This window comes from Cellulosimicrobium sp. SH8 (assembly GCF_025818875.1).
GTDB lineage: Bacteria > Actinomycetota > Actinomycetes > Actinomycetales > Cellulomonadaceae > Cellulosimicrobium > Cellulosimicrobium cellulans_D.
In genome coordinates this window covers 221,641-240,682 of sequence record NZ_JAMXMH010000003.1, presented here as the reverse complement: position 1 = coordinate 240,682, position 19,042 = coordinate 221,641, and the positions used below count along the sequence as shown (strand labels likewise).

The 19,042-nt window shown below is 74.3% G+C and carries 17 protein-coding genes; 9 read left to right on the top strand and 8 right to left on the bottom strand.

All coding sequences use genetic code 11. The features are described from left to right. The first annotated feature begins 47 nt into the window (after positions 1-47). A complete protein-coding gene (locus tag NF338_RS06045; RefSeq protein ID WP_412846214.1) occupies positions 48-2,075 on the top strand; it encodes an acyltransferase family protein in 2,028 nt (675 codons plus the stop codon). Positions 2,076-2,093: 18 nt separating this feature from the next. Here the strand turns inward: NF338_RS06045 and NF338_RS06040 are convergent, their stop codons facing one another. Together NF338_RS06040 and NF338_RS06035 are read right to left on the bottom strand one after the other, a co-directional pair. Further along, the gene (locus NF338_RS06040) at positions 2,094-2,939 is read right to left on the bottom strand and encodes a glycosyltransferase family 2 protein (protein ID WP_264029948.1); all 846 of its coding nucleotides are present in this window, start codon (positions 2,937-2,939) and stop codon (positions 2,094-2,096) included. Then, positions 2,936-3,490, bottom strand: a complete 555-nt coding sequence (locus NF338_RS06035) for a GtrA family protein (protein WP_264029947.1) — start codon at positions 3,488-3,490, stop codon at positions 2,936-2,938. Before NF338_RS06035 ends, NF338_RS06040 begins: the two co-directional genes overlap by 4 nt. Before the next feature lie 89 nt (positions 3,491-3,579). Between NF338_RS06035 and NF338_RS06030 the strand changes: the two genes are divergently transcribed. The 3 genes from NF338_RS06030 to rfbB all read left to right on the top strand — a co-directional run bounded on the left by NF338_RS06030 (position 3,580) and on the right by rfbB (position 6,598). Then, the gene (locus NF338_RS06030; protein ID WP_264029946.1) at positions 3,580-4,584 is read left to right on the top strand and encodes a glycosyltransferase; all 1,005 of its coding nucleotides are present in this window, start codon (positions 3,580-3,582) and stop codon (positions 4,582-4,584) included. Next, on the top strand, positions 4,581-5,537 hold the full coding sequence (locus tag NF338_RS06025) for an NAD-dependent epimerase/dehydratase family protein (protein WP_264029945.1): 957 nt from the start codon (positions 4,581-4,583) through the stop codon (positions 5,535-5,537). Before NF338_RS06030 ends, NF338_RS06025 begins: the two co-directional genes overlap by 4 nt. 65 nt (positions 5,538-5,602) lie before the next feature. Then, entirely contained in the window at positions 5,603-6,598 is a 996-nt protein-coding gene (gene rfbB, locus NF338_RS06020) for a dTDP-glucose 4,6-dehydratase (RefSeq protein ID WP_264029944.1), read from the top strand. Between the two features lie 34 nt (positions 6,599-6,632). Here the strand turns inward: rfbB and NF338_RS06015 are convergent, their stop codons facing one another. After that, entirely contained in the window at positions 6,633-7,259 is a 627-nt protein-coding gene (locus NF338_RS06015) for a dTDP-4-dehydrorhamnose 3,5-epimerase family protein (RefSeq protein WP_264029943.1), read from the bottom strand. A 2-nt stretch (positions 7,260-7,261) separates the two neighbouring features. Further along, complete coding sequence (locus tag NF338_RS06010; protein ID WP_264029942.1) at positions 7,262-8,773, bottom strand: DUF2142 domain-containing protein; 1,512 nt, start codon at positions 8,771-8,773, stop codon at positions 7,262-7,264. A 73-nt stretch (positions 8,774-8,846) separates the two neighbouring features. Between NF338_RS06010 and rfbD the strand changes: the two genes are divergently transcribed. After that, positions 8,847-9,695, top strand: a complete 849-nt coding sequence (rfbD, locus tag NF338_RS06005; RefSeq protein WP_264029941.1) for a dTDP-4-dehydrorhamnose reductase — start codon at positions 8,847-8,849, stop codon at positions 9,693-9,695. A gap of 28 nt (positions 9,696-9,723) precedes the next feature. On the opposite strand, the gene rfbA is transcribed toward rfbD, so the two are convergent. From rfbA to NF338_RS05990, 3 genes are all read right to left on the bottom strand, one after another. Then, positions 9,724-10,587, bottom strand: coding sequence for a glucose-1-phosphate thymidylyltransferase RfbA (gene rfbA / locus NF338_RS06000; RefSeq protein WP_087469573.1), 864 nt, complete (start codon positions 10,585-10,587; stop codon positions 9,724-9,726). A gap of 52 nt (positions 10,588-10,639) precedes the next feature. Then, positions 10,640-11,308 carry a class I SAM-dependent methyltransferase gene (locus tag NF338_RS05995; protein WP_264029940.1) on the bottom strand — a complete coding sequence of 223 codons (669 nt, stop codon included), beginning with the start codon at positions 11,306-11,308 and terminating at the stop codon, positions 10,640-10,642. A gap of 88 nt (positions 11,309-11,396) precedes the next feature. After that, positions 11,397-12,191 carry a TIGR03089 family protein gene (locus NF338_RS05990; protein WP_264029939.1) on the bottom strand — a complete coding sequence of 265 codons (795 nt, stop codon included), beginning with the start codon at positions 12,189-12,191 and terminating at the stop codon, positions 11,397-11,399. A gap of 179 nt (positions 12,192-12,370) precedes the next feature. Here NF338_RS05990 and NF338_RS05985 point away from each other — a divergent pair, with 179 nt between their 5' ends. The 3 genes from NF338_RS05985 to NF338_RS05975 all read left to right on the top strand — a co-directional run bounded on the left by NF338_RS05985 (position 12,371) and on the right by NF338_RS05975 (position 17,952). Beyond that, a complete protein-coding gene (locus NF338_RS05985) occupies positions 12,371-12,700 on the top strand; it encodes a WhiB family transcriptional regulator (RefSeq protein WP_082141085.1) in 330 nt (109 codons plus the stop codon). A gap of 133 nt (positions 12,701-12,833) precedes the next feature. Beyond that, the gene (locus NF338_RS05980) at positions 12,834-16,199 is read left to right on the top strand and encodes a glycosyltransferase (protein WP_264029938.1); all 3,366 of its coding nucleotides are present in this window, start codon (positions 12,834-12,836) and stop codon (positions 16,197-16,199) included. A 4-nt stretch (positions 16,200-16,203) separates the two neighbouring features. Further along, positions 16,204-17,952, top strand: a complete 1,749-nt coding sequence (locus NF338_RS05975) for a DUF5719 family protein (protein ID WP_264029937.1) — start codon at positions 16,204-16,206, stop codon at positions 17,950-17,952. Positions 17,953-17,962: 10 nt separating this feature from the next. On the opposite strand, the gene NF338_RS20975 is transcribed toward NF338_RS05975, so the two are convergent. Next, the gene (locus NF338_RS20975; protein ID WP_307840181.1) at positions 17,963-18,541 is read right to left on the bottom strand and encodes a metallopeptidase family protein; all 579 of its coding nucleotides are present in this window, start codon (positions 18,539-18,541) and stop codon (positions 17,963-17,965) included. A 113-nt stretch (positions 18,542-18,654) separates the two neighbouring features. On the opposite strand from NF338_RS20975, the gene NF338_RS05965 reads away from it, so the two are divergent. Then, entirely contained in the window at positions 18,655-19,008 is a 354-nt protein-coding gene (locus tag NF338_RS05965; RefSeq protein WP_047232115.1) for a DUF3499 domain-containing protein, read from the top strand. Positions 19,009-19,042: the final 34 nt, after the last annotated feature.

Genomic DNA, 19,042 nt, shown 5'->3' with positions numbered 1-19,042 from the left:
AGGACCAGGGGGCGCGGAAGGGCCACGGGCGCCGCGACGTCCAGGGGATGCGTGCGCTGGCCGTGGGTGTCGTCGTCGTCTACCACCTGTGGCCGAGCCTGCTGCCCGGCGGGTTCGTCGGCGTCGACGTCTTCTTCGTGATCTCTGGCTACCTGATCATCGGTTCCCTCGTCCGCGAGCTCTCGCGGACCGGTCGGGTGCGGCTCGCCGACTTCTACGCTCGTCGGATCCGTCGGCTGCTCCCGGCATCGACGCTCGTCATCGTGGTGTCGGTCGTCGGCACGCTCCTGCTCCTGCCCGAGTCGCAGTGGCGGAAGGTGCTCTCGAGCGCCCTGACGTCGGCGCTCCAGGTGCAGAACTGGGTCCTGGCCTACGGGCCGGACGAGTACGCCCAGGCCACGGCGGAGGTCTCACCGTTCCAGCACTTCTGGTCCCTGGCCGTCGAGGAGCAGTTCTACCTCGTCGTGCCGCTGCTCATGGTCGTGGCCGCGCTCGTCGCGCGACGGACCGGGCGCGCGTCGCGTCGGGTCGTGACGGCCATGCTCGCGGTCACGTTCGTCGCGTCGCTGGTCTGGTCGGTCTTCCTCTCGGCGACCGAGCCGGCGGTCGCGTACTTCGTCACGACGACACGAGCCTGGGAGCTGGCGCTCGGCGGGCTCGTCGCGCTCCTCGGCGCGCGCGTGCGGTCTCGGCGGGCGGGTGCAGCCTTGGGTGTCGTCGGGCTCGTCGCCGTGCTCGTGCCGGCGGCGACCTACTCGACCTCGATGGCGTTCCCCGGCTGGATCGCGCTCGTCCCCACGCTGGGGACCGCGCTGCTGCTCGTCTCGGGCGCCACGTCCGGGCCGAGCACGGGAGTCGCGCGCGCGCTCTCTGCCCGCCCGCTCGTGTACGTCGGCGACATCTCCTACAGCCTGTACCTGTGGCACTGGCCGATCATCGTCTTCGCACTGGTCGTCGTCGGCGGCGCCCAGCTCACCGCACCCCTCGCGCTCGCGGTGCTCGCTCTGTCCGTCCTCGCCGCGGTGGCCTCGACGAGGTGGGTCGAGGCACCGTTCCGACGGAGCCCGACCACGACACCGGCCGCGGCCCGGCACGCGCGCCCGCGGGCCGTTCTCGCACCGACGTACGCCCTGGGCGCGGGCCTGGTCGGGCTCTCGTTGGCGGTTGCCGTCGTCCCGCTCGCGGAGGTCGTCGCGCGATCGGACGCGGCGACCCAGGTGGTCGCCGGTGCGGAGAACCCGGGCGCAGCCGTGTTCGACGGCGTCGTGGCGCCTGCGGGGGCCACGATCGTCCCGGACCCGCTCGTCGCGGCCGGCGACCTGCCGGTGGTCAACCTCGACCGCTGCATCGAGGCGGACATCACCGCACCGGAGTCGAGCGCCGTGCCCGTCGACGCCTCGACGTGCCGCTACGGCGCCGACGGTGGCGCCCCCGTCGTGCTCGTCGGTGACTCGCACGCCGCCGTGCTGAGCACACCGCTCGCCAGGATCGCGGAGCAGCACGGCCTCCGGCTGACCGCGCTCGTGCGCAACGGCTGCCCGTTCACGCTCGACCCGATGTCGAGCGAGGGCATTCCGTTCGCCGAGTGCGGGGAACGCAACCGGAGGAACCTCCAGCTGATCCTCGACGAGCGACCCGAGCTCGTCGTCGTCTCGGGGATGACCGCCGACGGCTACCGGACGGCGCTCGGGTGGGGGTGGGCGGACGAGACGACGGCGGTCGCCGCGTATCGCGACACCCTGCGGCCGCTCGTCGAGGCGGGCATCCGTGTCGTCGTCGTGCGGGACACGCCCTATCCGCCGTTCGTCGGGCCCGAGTGCGTGGCCGAGCACGGCCCCGGCGCTCTCGCCTGTGCGTTCCCCCGTCCGGTCGACGGGAAGGTGGTGGACCCGGCGGTCGAGGCCGCACGGAACCTCGACGGTGTCGACGTCGTCGACCTGACGGACGGGCTCTGCGAGCCAGAGGAGTGTCGCGCGGTCGAGGGCAACGTCCTCGTGTACCGGGACAACCACCTCACGGACACGTACGCCCTCAGCCTGCTGCCGCGCCTCACGCGCGAGCTCGGGCTCGGGTGAGGGACCCGGTGGTACCGCTCAGTCCTGGCCGCGCGGACGCATGCGACGCCCGAGCACGAGGTAGGCGGCGCGACGCTGCAGAGCGACGACCTTCGCCAGACGGTCACCTCGGCGCACGTCCTGCTCGGTGATCGTGGCGGGCGCCAGCTCGCGCGCCAGGCGGTGGAACTCCGCCGCCTCGTCCGCCTGCTGCTGCATCAGGCGGACGGACCACTGGCTCGCGCTGACGCGGAACGACGCGAGGGACTCGCGCAGGGCGACGACCTGTCCCTGGACCATCACGTGGGCGTACGAGCCGGCGTCGATGTAGTACCGCAGGTCCTGCCACCACCCCGCGCGTCGCAGGGCGTCGGTGCGCATGAGCACGCAGGCGGGCTCGCCGAAGAGGTTCGTGCCGGAGCGCACGGTGGCCCGCAGCGCCTCGGCGCCGTCCACGACGCCGTCGAGGTCGCCCAGGCCCCGCGCACGGACGAACACGTCGCCGCGTGCGTCGACGAGGTCTCGCTGCGACGCCACCAGCACGGCCCCGGGACCGGCCGCGTCGATCGCCGCGACCTGGCGGGCGAGCATGGTGGGGTGGACGAGGTCGTCCCCGCAGACGAGCTTGACGAGCTCGCCCCGGGCGAGTTCGCTCACCCGGTTCCAGTTCCGCCGGGCTCCGCCGCCCGCCTCCGTCCGCACGAGCCGCACCCGGGGGTCGTCGGCGAACGCCTGGAGCTGCTCCCACGTGTCGTCGGTGGACGAGTGGTCCGCGACGACGAGCTCGAAGTCGTCGAAGGTCTGGTCCAGCACGGAGCGCATCGTCGCGGCGATGTAGTCGCCGTTGTTGTACGCGGGCACGACGACCGAGACGCGAGGGCTCACGTGGGGGCGTCCTTTCTGCTGTGGCTGTCGGGAGCGCCGGTGTCGGCGACGTCGGTGGGAGCAGGCTTCTTGCGTCGGAACGAGAAGCCCTTGTGGCCGAAGTAGCTGATGAGCGCGGTGACGCAGGTGATGAGGAGCTGGGCGGGGATCGGTGCGAGCCCGAAGAGCTCGACGACGAACGGCAGGGCGACGAGGTTGACACCGAGCGCGCCGAGGTTCACCACCTCGAAGCGGGCGAGGTCGAGCCAGACGTGCCCCGTCACCCGGAAGACGAACTTGCGGTAGAGGACGAACGCGCAGAGCACGGCCGCGACGTGGGCGCAGACCAGGCTCGCCATGTAGCCGAACCGGCCGAGCTGGTCGCGCAGGAGCATCTCGAAGAAGACGAACCACGCCGTGCCGATGACGGTGTTGAGGCCGCCGACGATGAGGAACGCGACCCGCTGGTCCTTGACGAGGGAGAAGAGGGGGCCGAGCGACCCGTGCATCCCTGCGGGAGGGGCCGGGGTCGGCGATCCGGGGGCGTCCGTCGTCGGGGGCTCCGGGTCCATGACCATCGGGCGGGGTACCTCTTCTCGGAGCTCGCGGGCGCACCCGAGGGCGGACGGGCTGCGACGACCCAACGACTATAGTCTCCAGCGTGACGAACGAAGACCTCGACGGCGTCCTTCACAAGATCTCCGTCGTCGTTCCCGTGTACCAGGGTGAGCGCACGCTCCCGGCACTCCTCGAGGAGCTCGAGAGTCTCTGTGCCCCGTTCGCGACACCGGCGGGCGCGCAGGCCCAGGTCACGGAGGTCCTGCTCGTCTTCGACCACGGTCCCGACGGTTCCGCCGCGGTCATCCGCGACCTCGCCGCGAAGTACGACGTCGTCCGGCCCGTCTGGCTGAGCCGCAACTTCGGGCAGCACGCCGCGACCCTCGCCGGGATGGCCTCCTCCGGCGGCGACTGGATCGTCACGCTGGACGAGGACGGCCAGCACGATCCCGCGGACATGGGCGTGCTGCTGGACGCGGCGCTCGCACAGCGGGCGACCGTCGTCTACGCGGCGCCGACCAACGCCCCTCCGCACTCCGCGTTCCGCAACGTGACGTCCAAGGCGGCGAAGCGCGTGATCGAGGCGCTCGCGGGAGGTACCGACACGTCGCTCTACCAGAGCTATCGGCTCGTTCTCGGCGAGATCGGTCGGTCCGTGGCCGCGTACGCGGGCCCCAGCGTCTATCTCGACGTCGCGCTCGGCTGGGTCGCGGGGACCGTCACCACGGCCCCCGTCGCGCTCCGTGACGAGGGGGAGCGTCGGTCCGGGTACTCGCTGCGACGCCTCCTGTCGCACTTCTGGCGGATGGTGCTCTCGAGCGGCACCCGGGGTCTGCGGATCGTGAGCGTGCTCGGCGCGGTCTTCGGCGTCGCGGGCGTGGTGGTCGCGGTCGCGCTCACGATCGCCCGCATCGCGGGCGAGTCCGTCCCTGCCGGCTGGACGTCGCTCATCGTCGTGATGCTGCTGGCGACCGGTCTCATCCTGTTCGCGATCGGTGTGGTCGCGGAGTACATCGGGGTGGCCGTCAACATGGCGATGGGCAGGCCGCTCTATCTCATCGTGAGTGACCCCGCGCAGGGCCCGCTCGGACGCGCGCGCGATCGATGACCGGTCCGGGGAGCGCGACCCTGGTCGTGGGCGCGGGGGGGCTTCTCGGCCGGGCCGTGACCCGTGAGCTCGGCCGCCGCGGGACGGCGTCCGTCGGGGCGCGGGTGCGGTGGGGCGTGCGTGCCGACGCCGTCGAGGACCTCGGGCGCGCGGTCGACGAGCTCCTCCGGACGGCGGGCGACGGGCCGTGGGCCGTGGTCTGGGCTGCGGGGGCGGGGGTCACCGCGTCGACGGCCGACGCGCTCGGCGCCGAGCTCGACGTCATCCGCGACGTGGTCTCCCGGATGCGGGCGCTCCCGGCGGACGTCGCGGCACGGGGCGCGCTCCTCTTCGCCTCGTCGGCCGGCGGGCTCTACGCCGGGAGCGACGATCCACCGTTCAGCGAGGAGACCGCGCCGCGGCCGCTGGCGGCGTACGGGCGTGCCAAGCTCGACGCGGAGGAGGCCTTCCGTACGCTCGCCGGGGCGGGAACGCGCGTGGTGCTGGCACGCATCGCAAACATCTACGGTCCTGGGCAGAACCTCGCGAAACCCCAAGGGCTCATCTCCCAGCTCTGCCTGGCGCACCACACGGCCCGCCCGATCGGGATCTACGTCCCGTTGGACACGCTCCGCGACTACCTCTTCGTCGACGACTGCGCGGCGATGGTCCTCGACACGCTCGACCGCGTGGCCGCCCTCCCGCCGGGGAGCGACCCCGTGGTGAAGATCCTCGCGTCGCAGCAGTCGGTCTCGATCGCCACCCTGCTCGGCGAGATGCGCCGTATCTACAAGCGCCGCCCCCAGGCCGTGCTCGCGGCGTCTCCGTTCGCCTCTCGGCAGGCGCTCGACCTGCGGTTCCGGTCCCGGGTGTGGCCCGAGGTGGACCGCCGCGCGTTCGTGCCGCTCCCGGTGGGCATCGCCGCGACGGGCGCCGACATCGGTCTCGCCCTGCGGGCACGGACGCGGGTCTGAGACCGGGGGACCGGTCGTCTAGAGTGGTCGGTCGGCCGCACGACGACTTGGCAGGAGCAGCGCACATGAAGATGCTGGTGACCGGCGGAGCCGGTTTCATTGGGTCCAACTTCGTCCACCAGAGCGTCCGGGAGCGCCCGGACGTCGAGATCACCGTCCTGGACGCGCTCACCTACGCGGGCGACCGCTCGTCGCTCGATCCCGTGGCGGACCGGGTCCGCCTGGTGCAGGGTGACATCGCCGACGCCGACGTGGTGGACCCGCTCGTCGCCGAGCACGACCTGGTCGTGCACTTCGCTGCCGAGTCCCACAACGACAACTCTCTCAACGACCCGTCGCCCTTCGTGCGCACCAACGTGGTCGGGACGTTCACGCTGCTCGAGGCCGTCCGCCGGCACGGGGTGCGCTTCCACCACATCTCGACCGACGAGGTGTACGGCGACCTCGAGCTCGACGACCCGGCGAAGTTCACGCCGACGACGCCGTACAACCCCTCGAGCCCGTACTCCTCCACGAAGGCGGCGAGCGACCTCCTCGTGCGTGCGTGGGTCCGTTCCTTCGGGGTCGAGGCGACGCTCTCCAACTGCTCCAACAACTACGGCCCGTACCAGCACGTGGAGAAGTTCATCCCGCGCCAGGTGACCAACCTCATCGACGGCGTGCGCCCCCGGCTCTACGGTGCCGGGCTCAACGTGCGTGACTGGATCCACGTCGAGGACCACAACAGCGCGGTGTGGCGGATCATCGACGCCGGGCGGATCGGGGAGACCTACCTCATCGGCGCCGACGGGGAGACGAGCAACCTCGACGTGGTGCGGACGCTGCTCGAGATCTTCGGGCGTCCCTCCGACGACTTCGACCACGTGGCCGACCGCCCTGGGCACGACCTGCGCTACGCGATCGACGCCTCGCGGCTCCGGGAGGAGCTCGGCTGGGAGCCGCGCTACACCGACTTCCGGGACGGCCTCGCCGCGACGGTCGACTGGTACCAGGAGAACGAGTCGTGGTGGCGCCCGGCGAAGGCCGGCGTCGAGGCGACGTACGCCGCGTCCGGGCAGTAGGAGGGGGCCTCGCGGTCGGCGGGTGCCCGGGTGCTCAGGCGCCCGTGCCCCGCCGGTCGGCGAGGAAGGACCGCACGGCGTCCCAGCTGGGCAGCAGGCCCTGCGCGTGCGCCTCGTCGAACGTCGGAGCCTGGGCGTCCTTGTCCGAGAGCAGCGGGCTGAGCGCGCGGCCACGGCGGTCCGTCGTCGGCCACTCGATCGCGAGATCCGGGTCCAGCGGGTGGATCCCGTGCTCTCTGCCCGGGGCGTACGGTGCCGAGCAGAGGTAGGCGACGGTCGAGCCGTCCTCGAGCGAGCAGAACGCGTGCCCGAGGCCCTCGCTCAGGTAGACGGCGCGGCGGTCGACGTCGTCGAGCAGCACCGAGTCCCAGCGGCCGAAGGTCGGCGAACCGACGCGGATGTCCACCACGACGTCCATCACCGCGCCGCTCACGCAGGTCACGTACTTGGCCTGGCTCGGCGGGACGTCCGCGAAGTGCACCCCCCGGACGACCCCGGCGGCGGAGACCGACAGGTTCGCCTGCCGGAGGTCGAGGTCGTGCCCGACCGTCGCAGCGAACTCGCTGCCCTGGAACCACTCGAGGAACACGCCTCGGTCGTCACCGAACTGGCGCGGCGTGAGCTCCCACGCGCCGGGGATGTCGAGCTCTCGGATCTCCACGGTCACTTCTCCGTCGGTCGGGGTTCGGGCACGTCGTCCAGGGCCCGTTCGGGGGTGGGAGCGGCTCTGCCCAGTCGTTCGGCGAGGAGGAAGACGGCGAGCGCGGCGAGCGAGCCGGTGACGAGCACGGTCAGCGGGGTCGGGGCGAGGACGTCCCACCACCAGCGGGGGTCGCCGTCGAGGTTCCACACGGGCGTCTCGATGCCGACGGTGAACCTCCGGATCGTGGTGAACAGGGCGACCGCCGCCGCCAGCGCGAGCGCCGCCGCCCCGGTGACGCCTTGTGCCCGGGTCCACTCGACCTTGCCCCGGGCGGTCGCCACGGTGAGGACGCCCACGAGCAGGACGAGCACGGGCAGGAGGTAGCGCGGCTGGACGAACGAGCCGGGGAGCACCCCCGACTGCTGGTGCAGGAGCGTCGGCATGCCCCACAGCGCGCCGAGGGTGACGACCGCCGCGATCAGGGTCCGGGGCGTGGCCTTGCCGAGGCCGAGGAACACGGCGGCAGAGAGGACGGCCCAGACGAGGACGGGGACGAGGGCTGGGAGGGGGACGTCGAACCAGCCGAGGCCCCACCCGCCGACGGCCCCGATCCACAGGTCCGGGACCTCGAGCACGGTGCGGAAGGTGTCCCACACGCCGAGGGGCGGCCCTCCGGGTCCGTCGCTGAAGCCGCCGCTCACCTGGCCACCCTGCGTCGAGCTCAGGTAGAAGAGCGCGCCGACCGCCGCGATGACGGCGCCCGCCACGACCGGGACGACGAGACGGCGGTCGCGGCGGAGGGAGAGGATAGCGACGATCACGACGGCGAGGCACGCGTAGATCCCGGCATCACCACGCGCTCCGGCGCCGAGGAACCCGGCGAGCACGGCGAGCAGGGCGAGCCCGATCTGGCGGCGCCCCTCGACGAGCGTGCTCGCGTAGAGCGCGAGCCACGTCACGCCCGCCGCGAGGTACGCCCACGAGCTGGGGTTGGTCGAGGGGACGACGAAGGCCCCGAGCGGGACCGCCGTGACGGCGAAGGGCAGGACGGCGCTGCGCCGCAGCCGCCCGGGGACCAGAGCGGCCACCCCGGTGACGAGCCCGACGAAGAGGAGCGCGTTGAACGCCCGCATGAGCAGGACGGACGTCTCGACGTCGGCCGAGGCGAAGACCGACATCGTCGCGTAGAAGACCGGGGGGTACAGGTGCGTCGTGTTGACCCGGTCCGTCTCGACGAGGTCGGTCGAGCCGGACCAGCAGGACGCGTCCCGAGCGGCGTCGCGGGCATAGCAGGGCTCGCCCGCGACCGCAGCCGGGACGAGTCGCGTGAGCTCCTCGGAGCCCTGCTCGCACAGGCCGTCCCGCTCGCCGAGCCCGCACCAGATCGACGGGAGGTGGAAGTCGTCGTCCGGGCTCGAGCCGACCGGCGAGGCGAAGCCCCATGCGAGGAGGGCGACCAGGGCGAGGAGGGGGAGCACGACCCAGGTGGCCGTCCGGCGGGCGCGGGAAGGTCCGCCGATCTCAGGGGTCATGGTTGGTCATCCTACGAGACGGGGGCCTCCACTACGCTCGTCTGGTCATCGCCCACAGGATCGGAGGTCGCTCGTGCACTGGTTGGTCACGGGAGGGAAGGGCATGCTCGGCTCGGACCTCGCGGGTCGGCTCACCGAGCGTGGGGAACGCGTGTGGGCTCCGTCGTCCCGGGAGCTCGACGTGCTCGACACCCGGGCCGTGGAGGACGCGGTCGCCGGGGTCGACGTCGTCGTCAACTGCGCAGCGTGGACGGACGTCGACGGCGCGGAGCAGAACGAGTCCGACGCGTTCGCCGTGAACGCCCTCGGTGCCGACGTCCTCGCGCGAGCGTGCGCCCGTGGCGGGCGCCGCCTCGTCCACGTCTCGACCGACTACGTGTTCGCGGGGACGGCCGACGCGCCCTACCGCGTCGACGACGCACCGTCGCCCGTGTCCGCGTACGGGCGGTCGAAGCTTGCGGGCGAGTGGGCGGTGCGTGCGGCGTCCCCGGAGAACCTGGTGGTGCGCACGGCGTGGCTCTACGGCGCGCGCGGCGCCTGCTTCCCCCGGACCATCGCCCGGCTCCTGCGCGAGCGCGGCGGGGTCGACGTCGTCGCCGACCAGGTCGGTCAGCCCACCTGGACGCGGGACGTGGCCGAGACCGTCGATCGCCTCGTGGTGACGGGCGCCCCCGGTGGCGTCTACCACGCGACGGCGAGCGGCGCGTGCTCGTGGTACGAGTTCGCGCGCGCCGTCGCGGTCGCCGACGGCCACGACCCCGAGAGCGTGCGGCCGACGACGAGCGAGGCGTTCGTGCGGCCGGCACCGCGTCCCGCGTACTCGGTGCTGGACCACGCACCGCTGGCGGCGGTCGGGCTCCCCGTGATCGCCCGCTGGGAGGACCGGTGGCGGGCGGCAGCCGCCGAGGTCCTCGCGGGCTGACGGCGCTCGCATCCGCCGACCGCGGTCGTCAGGGTGCGAGGAGACCCAGCAGGTAGCTTCCGTAGCCGGACTTCACGAGCTTCTCGGCGCGCGAGCGGAGCTCGTCGTCCGTGAGGAATCCGCGCCGCCACGCGACCTCCTCGGGCGAACCGACCTTCAGGCCCTGACGGTTCTCGATCGTGCGGACGAAGTCCGACGCCTCGAGGAGGGAGTCGAAGGTCCCGGTGTCGAGCCACGCCGTGCCGCGGGGCAGCACCTCGACGTGGAGCCGCCCCTGGCGGAGGTACTCCGTGTTGACGTCGGTGATCTCGTACTCGCCGCGCGCCGACGGCTCGAGGTCCCGTGCGATCGCGACGACGTCGTTGTCGTAGAAGTACAGGCCGGGGACGGCGTAGCTCGAGCGGGGCCGCTGCGGCTTCTCCTCGAGCGAGAGAGCCTTGCCGTGCTCGTCGAACTCCACGACGCCGTAGGCGGTCGGGTCGGAGACCCGGTAGGCGAACACGGCGCCCCCGTCGAGGCCGTCGAACCGCGAGAGCCGCGTACCGAGGCCCGGGCCGTAGAAGATGTTGTCGCCCAGGACGAGCGCCGCCGAGTCCGACCCGATGAAGTCCGCGCCGAGGACGAACGCCTGCGCGAGCCCGTTGGGCTCGGCCTGGACGGTGTACGAGATCGAGATGCCGAACTGCGACCCGTCGCCCAGCAGCCGACGGAACTGCTCGGCGTCGTGCGGGGTCGTGATGACGAGCACGTCGCGGATGCCCGCGAGGATCAGGGTCGACAGGGGGTAGTAGATCATCGGCTTGTCGTAGACCGGCACGAGCTGCTTGCTCACACCGAGCGTGATCGGGTGCAGTCGCGTGCCGGAGCCGCCGGCCAGGATGATTCCACGCATGGGCGCCATCCTCCCACGCGTGTCGCGCGCGATCACGACGGGCCCGCGTCGCTCAGGCCGGCAGGTGCCCGTGCACGACGAACTCGTTGTAGACGAAGAATCGGCCGGCCCAGCGGGGGAACGGGAAGGAACGCGACCCGTCCACGACGACGCCGAGCTGGTCGAGCGCCTGCGCGATGCTCCGGTCGTCGACGAAGTCCGTGTGGGTGGGGTCCGACGCGTACCCGCGCTCCTGGGGGCACACCACGAGCACCTGGGCACCCGCGGCGAGCCGTTCGACGTACGGACGCAGCATCTCGACCTGGCTCCCGGGCTCGAGGTGCTCGAGGACGTGCGAGACGAGGAGGGCGTCGAACGGCGCGAGCCGTCCGTCGGAGCTCGCCTCCAGGAAGTCCTCGGGGGTGAAGGCGTCCATCCCGAGGCTGCGGCAGAACGCGACCGACGAGGCGTTGTGGTCCACACCGACGCTGCCCGGGGCGAGGTGACGGAGGTTGCGCCCGATCCCGCACCCCAGGTCGAGCGCCCGGCGAGATCCCAGGTGGTGCCGGACGTTCCACCGGTACGGGGCCTGCACGTTCAGGACCCTCTTCCACCGGGCACCTTGGAGCTCACGCAGGCGACGCGTGTACTCGGCGTCCTCCGTGCTCGCGGCACGTGCCGCGGCGTCGCCGGGCCCGCTGGGCACGGAACGCACGAACGGCTTGTCGTCGGGCTGGGTCACGCGCACCTCGCTCGGGGTCGTGCCTGTCCTCGGGTCCACCCACGATAGCCGTGACGTCTCGCTCGTGGGAGGGGTGCAGGGGAGCCGGTCAGGACGGCGTCGCCTGCTCCTGAGCGAGGAGCCGGCGGAGCCGCTCGGGGTCGGAGTCGAGCGCTGTCGCGGTGGTCGGAGAGACGAGGACGACCGACCCGTCCGCCGCCCAGGTCGCGAGGACCCGCACCAGGATCGACGCCGTCGGAGGATTCTCGTCCCCGGGGTGCGGCGTCGGTGCCAGGAGCTGCCGTCCGCCGGCGGAGCGCTCGACCAGGTGCGCGTGGTCCCACGACGAGGACGGCGCGGAGAGCGCCTCCAGCCCGGGCTCGACCGCGGGCGCCCAGCCCACGCGGTCGCCGTAGGTCATGACCGCGGACGCGGCGTCGATCGCCCCCCCCGGGAGGTCGCCGTCGAACCGGCGGGCGAGTGCCGGCAGGGCGACGGCGACGAGCTCGGCGCGCGTGCCCCTCCAGCGGTCGGGGTGCGTGGTCACGACGACGTCCGGTGGCGCCGTGCCGTCGTCGGCCGTAGCGTCGTCGGCAGCGGCCACGAGGACGACCGTCGCGCCGACGCGCCATGCGGCGAGCGCCCAGACGATCGCGCGCCAATGCACGGGAAGGTCGAGAACGACCCGCGTGCCGGGTCCCGCGTCGAATTCTTCGACGAGAAGGTTGGTCGTCTTGTTGACCCAGTTCTCGAGCACCGCGCCGGAGAGCTCGACGCGCTCGCCGTCGTCGCCGTACCACGTGAGCCGCGGGCGGCCGGGGTCTCGTGTGACGAGACGCAGCAGGTCAGCGACGTGCGCGGGGCGGTCGTCGCGCGGGGCCGGGGGATGGGGAGCGGTCACCATGGACACCACCCTAGAGTGCTGATATCGCGTCCCGACATGTCGGAATTTCACCCCTCGCCTCCTCGTCGCTATCACATTTCGGCTTGACGCCCGCGGACGACACGCGTGTAATTTCTTCAATGCAGTTTCCGGCGGGGTTCTCGGCACGAGGCCCGGCGAACGGCATGAAGGGGCGCACGATGTGGAACATGCTGGACGGGACGGGAGGGGTCTTCCCCTCCGACGCTGAACGAGAGGTGGAGCGCGTGGCACCGGTGCTGCCGCTCTTCGGCGAGCCGGTCGACGACTCGCTCATGGGATGGCAGGAGCGGGCGCTCTGCGCCCAGACGGACCCGGAGGCCTTCTTCCCGGAGAAGGGCGGGTCGACGCGCGAGGCCAAGAAGGTCTGCACGGGCTGCGAGGTCCGCGCGGAGTGCCTGGAGTACGCGCTCGAGAACGACGAGCGGTTCGGCATCTGGGGCGGTCTCTCGGAGCGGGAGCGCCGCAAGCTCAAGCGCCGCGTCGTCTGACGACGAGCGTCGCCGCGGTCCGGCTCGGCGCGCGCCGTACCGGACCACCTCGTGACGGGGTCACGACACCCCGCCACACCGGGGCGCGCAAATGCCGCGCCCGGAGCCGTGTCCGTCGCATGATCGACGGGACATGACTTCCTCCGACCTCACCACGTCCGCGCGCAGCGCACGCCCCGGCGACGTCACCCCGGGGGCGGCCGCGCGTGCCGCCGCGGTGCCGGGTGTCGTCGCGGCACCCGAGATCGTCGCCGCCGTCACCGGGGCTCTGCCTGTGGTCACGACGGTCACGGCCGTGGTCGTCACGCGCGGCAGCACGCCGTTCCTCGCCGCGACGATGGCCGCGCTGCGGGCGCAGACGACGAGTCCGCACGCCGTCGTCGTGGTGGACGCCGCGACGGGTGACGCGACACGCGAGCACCAGGGCCTCCAGCTGGGGGACGCGCGGTTCGTCGCGGCTCCGCGCGCCCGCTCGTTCGGGGACGCGGTCGACGCCGCGCTCGCGCACGTCGAACCGGGCACGTGGCTCTGGCTGCTCCACGACGACTCGGCGCCCGCTCCCGACGCGCTCGCCGAGCTCCTGCGCGCGGTCGAGCACTCGACCGCGGTCGCGGTGGCGGGACCCAAGCAGGAGCGGTGGACGGTCGGCACGGGAGCCGAGCCCGCTGCGCCGTTCGAGCCGGGCACGGCGAGCCGCCTCGTCGAGGTCGGCGTCACGACGACGCCGCTGGGGCGCCGCATGACCGGGATCGACGACGACGAGATCGACCAGGGCCAGCACGACGCGCGCGACGACGTGCTCGCCGTCGGGCTCGCGGGCGCGCTCGTGCGCCGGACGGTGTGGCTGGAGCTCGGCGGGACCGACCCCGAGTACGGGCCGTTCGGCGACGGCCTCGACCTGTGCCGCCGGGCGCGCCTCGCCGGGCACCGCGTGATCGTCGTGCCGTCCGCGGTGGTGCGGCACGCGCAGGCGTCGCTCCTCGGCCTGCGGGACCGGCGGCGCGGGGCGACCACGCTCCCCACGCCGGACCCCGACTCCTCCTCCGCCGCGCGGCGTCGGTCGCAGCTCCACGCGCGGCTCGTCGGGGTCGCGGCGCCGTGGCTGCCGTTCGTCGCGCTCGCGATGGTCCTCGGTGCGCCGTTCCACGCCGCGTACCGGCTGCTCGTCAAGCAGCCCGGCCACGCGCGCGACGAGCTGCTCGCCCCGCTGTGGGCCCTCGTCCGGGTCGGGCCCGTGTGGCGCGCGCGGCGTGCCGCCCGGCGCACCCGCAGGCTCCCGCGTCGTGCGCTGCGTCCGCTGCGCGGCACGTGGCGCGAGGTCCTCGCCGAGCGCCGCGACCGCCGCCTGGCCCGTGCGGAGCAACGACGCACCGCATGGGCGCCGACCGACATCGAGCGGCGGGAGCTGCGCGCGCTCGCCCTGCGGCGGCGTGCGGGGCTCGCCGCGACGGTCGTGGCCCTCGGGGCGTTCACGGCCGTCGTGTTCGGCCCGCTCGCGGGGGCGCTGCTCGCCAGCGGGCGCCTCGTCGGCGGCTCGCTGCTACCCGCGACGGGCACGCTCGGCGACGTCTGGCGCGCCGCCACGACCGGGTGGGTCACGACAGGGCTCGGGGCGCCCGCCCCGGCCGACCCCTACGTCACGGCGCTGGTCCCCGCCTCCCTGCTCGCGGGCGGCGCGACGCAGACCGCGGTGAACCTGCTGGTGCCGGCGTGCTTCGTCGTGGCGGGACTGGGCGCCTGGTTCGCCGCGGGCGCGCTGGTCCGCTCGGTCCCGGCGCGCGCGTGGGCCACGCTCGTGTGGGTGGCCGCGCCCGCGATGCTCACCGCCGTCGGTGCGGGACGGGTGGGTGCCGTGCTCGTGCACGCCGCCCTGCCGTGGCTCGCGCTCGCGGTCGTCCGCGCGCTCGGGCTGCAGCGCGTCGACGCCGTCGCCCCGGCCACCCCCGACACCATGCGCCCGGCCCCGCGGCGCGAGCCGGGGTCGCTCGCCGCGGCGGCGACCGCCGGTCTGCTCTTGGCCGTCGTCGTCGCCGGCGCGCCCGTGCTCCTCCCGGTCGGCGTCGTCGTGCTCGTGGTGGTCGCGGTCGGGGTGCCCGCGCACCGGCGTTACCTCGCCCTCGTCCCCGTCCCCGCCGTCGTGCTCTTCGCGCCGTTCCTCGTGCACCTGGCGAGGACCGCGGGCGACGGCGGGTGGCGCCTCCTCCTCGCCGACCCCGGAGCGCCCGTCGCGGCCACGGCCGCGCCGCCGTGGCAGCAGCTCCTCGGCCTGCCGGTGACGCCCGGCGCCTGGTTCGGCCTCGACGGCTCGGGCGCCGTGGACCTGCTCGCGCGGTGGGCCCCGTTCGCGGCCGGCGCGGCGGTCGTGGCGCTCGCCGTCGTGGCCGTGCTCCGCGGGCGCCGCCTCGCCGTCGGCGCGTGGTTCGTCGCGGCGATCGGCCTCGCGACCGCGATCCTCGCCGGCTCGACCGTCGTCGCGGCCGGGGCGTCGCCGGACGCCCCGGTGACGGGCTGGCCCGGGGCGGGCACCTCGCTCGCGCTCCTCGCTCTCCTCGGCGCCGCGCTCGTCGGTGCGCCGCGCCTGCCCGACGGTGGCGCCCCGCCCTGGCGGTCCGGCGCCGTCGTCGCGCTCGGCCTCGTCGTGACGCTGCTCCCGCTGGGCACCGCGGCGTCCTGGACGGCGGGCGTCCTCGACCGGGACGACGCGCGGGTCGGCGACGTCCGCGCGACGACCCAGCCCGTCGTCCCGCCGGTCGGTCGCCAGATGCAGTCCTCCCCGCGTCAGGCCCGGGTCCTCAGCCTCGAGCTCGGCCCGGGCGGGGTGGTCGAGTACGCGGCCCTGCGCTCGGACGGTCCGCAGGCCGTCGACTCCTCGGTCGTCGTGGAGGCGTGGCAGGCCGCGGACCCCGGCGCGACCGAGGGCGAGCTGCCCCGGCTCGTCGCGGAGCTCGTGTCCGGGACGTCGTCCGACGCCGCGGGCGGGCTCGGTCGCCTCGGTGTGGGGGCGGTCCTGCTCCCGGCGAGCGCGGAGCAGGACCAGGCGCGGGCGGAGCTCGTGGCGCGCCTCGACACGGTGCCCGGGCTCGAGCGGATGACCGAGGGTCAGGTGGGGCTGGTCTGGCGCGTGGCCCCCGAGGGTGTCGAACCCTCCTACGCCCGGGTGGAGTCCGCCGCCGGGACGCAGCCGCTCGACGCCGACCGGCAGGCGCTGCGACCGGTCGACACGGCGGTGCCCGCAGGGACCGAGGACCGGGTGGTGGTGCTCGCGGAGAACGCCTCGTCCGGGTGGCGCGCGACGCTCGACGGCCGCCCGCTGGAGGCCGTCGACCCGTCCACCTCGGGCGGGCTCCAGGCGTTCTCGCTCGGCGCCGACGCCGGGCGGCTCGAGGTGTTCCACGCTGCGGACCACCGGTCGGGCTGGATGACCGCGGCAGGGATCACCCTGCTCGTGTACGTGCTGCTCGCGGTGCCGGTGCGGCGCCGACGGGCGGGGACGAGGTAGCACGGTGGCGACGGAGAACGAGACGGGTCAGGGTCGGAGTCGGACGGTCCCGGACGGGGCGAGCGCCGCGACGCCCCACGGCGGGCGGCGCGGGCTGGTGCGCCGGATCACGACGACGGGCGCAGGCCTGGTCGCGATGCTCGCGGCTGGCGCCGTGGCCGCGTTCGGGAGCACGGGCGCGACGCTCGTCCCCGCCGCACCGGTCCCCGCCGACGCGGTCGAGCAGGTCGCCGTCGAGCCGGGCCCGGAGGTCACGGTCTGCCCGGGCCCCGCGCGGCTCACCGACCCGGAGACGGTCGGCGACGCGCAGTTCGGTCCCGCGCCGGTGGGCACCGAGAGCAGCCTGCGCGCCGTCGTGGAGGGCGACGGGTCGGCCGAGCTCGGCGCGTTCGACGGCACGGTGGCGCGTGCCGACACCCGGGCGCTCGAGCCGGCGCCCGAAGGCGACGTCACGGTGAGCACCGTCGCGGACCCGGCCGCGGGCACCGTCCTGACCGTCCGCCCGGAGGAGGGGGCGGCGCCGCGCGTCGCGGCGTCGGTCGGGTCCGTGACGACCGCCGGTGACCTGCGTGGCCTCGCCGCGGCGAGCTGCTCACGGCCCGGCATCAGCCAGTGGCTCGTGGGCGGGAGCACCCAGATCGGCAGCAGCACCCAGCTCGTGCTCCAGAACCCTGGGCTCACGCCGGCGGTCGTGCAGGTCGACGTCTGGGGCCAGGGAGGGGCCGCGGTGCTCTCCGGGGGCGGGCAGCAGCTCGTGGGCCCGGGTGAGGAGGTCGTGACGCTCGTCGAGGCCGCCGCCCCCGAGCAGCGGCGCCTCGTGGTGCACGTCGCGGCGACCGGCGGGCTCGTCTCCGCGTACCTCCAGCACTCGACGCTCGACGGGCTGGTGCCGCTCGGCGTCGACTACGTGGTCCCCGGCGCGGAACCCGCGCACGACCTCGCGCTCGCGGGCGTCGCGAGCGTCGGCGAGGCCGTCGACGACCCGCACGCCCCGCAGCTCCGCCTCCTCGCCCCGGGCGACCAGGCCGGGTCCGCGCACGTGACGGTCTACGGCGCGGACGGGCCCGTGCCGCTGCGCGGCGTGGAGGACGTCGCCCTCACGCCCGGGGTCGTCACCGACGTCTCGCTCGGCGGCCTCCCCGCGGGGTCGTACGCCGTGGCCGTGCACGCGGACGTCCCCGTCGTCGCCGGGGCGTCGGTCGACCGGCGGGGCGAGCCGGACCCCGACCTGCTCCACGAGGAGCGCCAGTACGACCGGGCGTGGATCGCGGCACGCGCGCTGGCGCCCGCGGGGGACGACGTCCCGACCGAGGAGGACGACGTGCGCGCCGGGCAGGTCGCGCTCGTCCCGGGCACGTCGTCCGTCCTGACGCTGGCGGCCGTGCCCGCCGCGGGTGCGGAGGAGACAGCCGACGGTGCGCTCGAGCTCCGGGTAGGCGCCTACGACGACGCCGGGGCGGAGGCTGGCGCGACGACGGTGAGGCTGCCCGCCGGCACGACGCAGACGCTCGACCCCAGCACGCTGCGGGCGAAGGGCTCGGACGCGACGGTCGCGGTCGTGACGGTCGACGTCGTCGGCGCCCGCGGAGACCTGCACCCGGCATGGTCGGTCACGGCGAGCGCCGGTCCGCCGAGCGGGGACGACGGCGACGAGGCGCCGAGCCTGCTCTCGGTGCTCCTGCCCGTCGTCGACGCGCCGGCCCCCGGAACCGTCGCGGTCCGCGCCTCGGACACCGCGGGCCTCGGCGGCTAGGGGCCGTGGTTCAGCGGTCTCCGGTGTAGCGGGGGTCGATCTCCTCCGGGGTGCGCGCGAGCAGGTGGGCGACCTGCTCCACGAGCACGTCGCGGACCAGGTCCTCCAAGTCCTCGGCGTCGAACGCACGGGCCTCGACCGGTCGACGGTAGACGACGATGCGCGCGGGCTGTCCCGACTCGGCGGGGAAGCACCGGCCGAGCGGCACGCCGCCGTCCTCCCAGGGTGCGGGGTCCGACGGCGGGACGTCCTCGACCGCGAACTCCGTCCCGCGGAGCTGCTTGGCCCACGACTGCTCGACCCGCTCGACGACGTCGACGACGACGTCGTCGAACTTCTCCGCCCGCGTACGGCTCGCCGGTGCGGTCGGTGGCAGGAGCGGACCGCGGATCCCGCGACCACGACGGTCCCGACGCCGCGGGACCGGGCCCTGACCGCCCGGTCCGGGCGCACGGGGCGGGATGACGAGCTCGTCGAACGAGACGGGGGGCGGGGCGGGGGCCGCCCGGCGCGACCAGCGGTCGCGGGCCCGGCGCCCCTTGCCGGCGGGCTCGGGCCGCGAGCCCGGGGACGGAGTGTTGCCACGCACACCACGACTCTAGCCCGCCGACGCCCGGCGCAGCGCGCCCACCTGCGGTGGCGCGAGCACCAGGACGGCGTGTGCCGGCCCCACGGCACGCCCGGAGGGCGTAAGGTCAGCGCGTGAGATCCGTCAGGCAGTGCTCGCGCACGGCGTGCGTCCGTGCCGCCGTCGCGACCCTCACCTACGTCTACGCCGACTCCACGGCGGTCCTGGGCCCCCTCGCGCACCTCGCCGAGCCGCACAGCTACGACCTGTGCGCCGAGCACGCGGAGCGGCTCACCGCGCCGCGCGGCTGGGAGGTCGTGCGCCTGTCCCCGCAGTTCGTCGAGACCGGCCCGAGCGACGACGACCTGTCGGCGCTCGCGGACGCGGTACGCGAGGCGGGCAAGGTCCGGACGGAGCCCGAGCCGCCGGACGTCACCGAGGTGGGACGACGCGGCCACCTGCGCGTGCTGCGCGCCGAGGGCGACTGATCCGACGCACCCCCGCGCTCCCGCCTCGGTAGGG

Bases quoted from the DNA above. Each gene is read 5' to 3' on its own strand.
- NF338_RS06045 (WP_412846214.1), top strand. From the start codon at position 48: ATGCGTGCGCTGGCCGTGGGTGTCGTCGTCGTCTACCACCTGTGGCCG.
- NF338_RS06035 (WP_264029947.1), bottom strand. From the start codon at position 3,490: ATGGACCCGGAGCCCCCGACGACGGACGCCCCCGGATCGCCGACCCCG.
- NF338_RS06025 (WP_264029945.1), top strand. From the start codon at position 4,581: ATGACCGGTCCGGGGAGCGCGACCCTGGTCGTGGGCGCGGGGGGGCTT.
- rfbB (WP_264029944.1), top strand. From the start codon at position 5,603: ATGAAGATGCTGGTGACCGGCGGAGCCGGTTTCATTGGGTCCAACTTC.
- NF338_RS06010 (WP_264029942.1), bottom strand. From the start codon at position 8,773: ATGACCCCTGAGATCGGCGGACCTTCCCGCGCCCGCCGGACGGCCACC.
- rfbA (WP_087469573.1), bottom strand. From the start codon at position 10,587: ATGCGTGGAATCATCCTGGCCGGCGGCTCCGGCACGCGACTGCACCCG.
- NF338_RS05990 (WP_264029939.1), bottom strand. From the start codon at position 12,191: ATGGTGACCGCTCCCCATCCCCCGGCCCCGCGCGACGACCGCCCCGCG.
- NF338_RS05985 (WP_082141085.1), top strand. From the start codon at position 12,371: ATGTGGAACATGCTGGACGGGACGGGAGGGGTCTTCCCCTCCGACGCT.
- NF338_RS05980 (WP_264029938.1), top strand. From the start codon at position 12,834: ATGACTTCCTCCGACCTCACCACGTCCGCGCGCAGCGCACGCCCCGGC.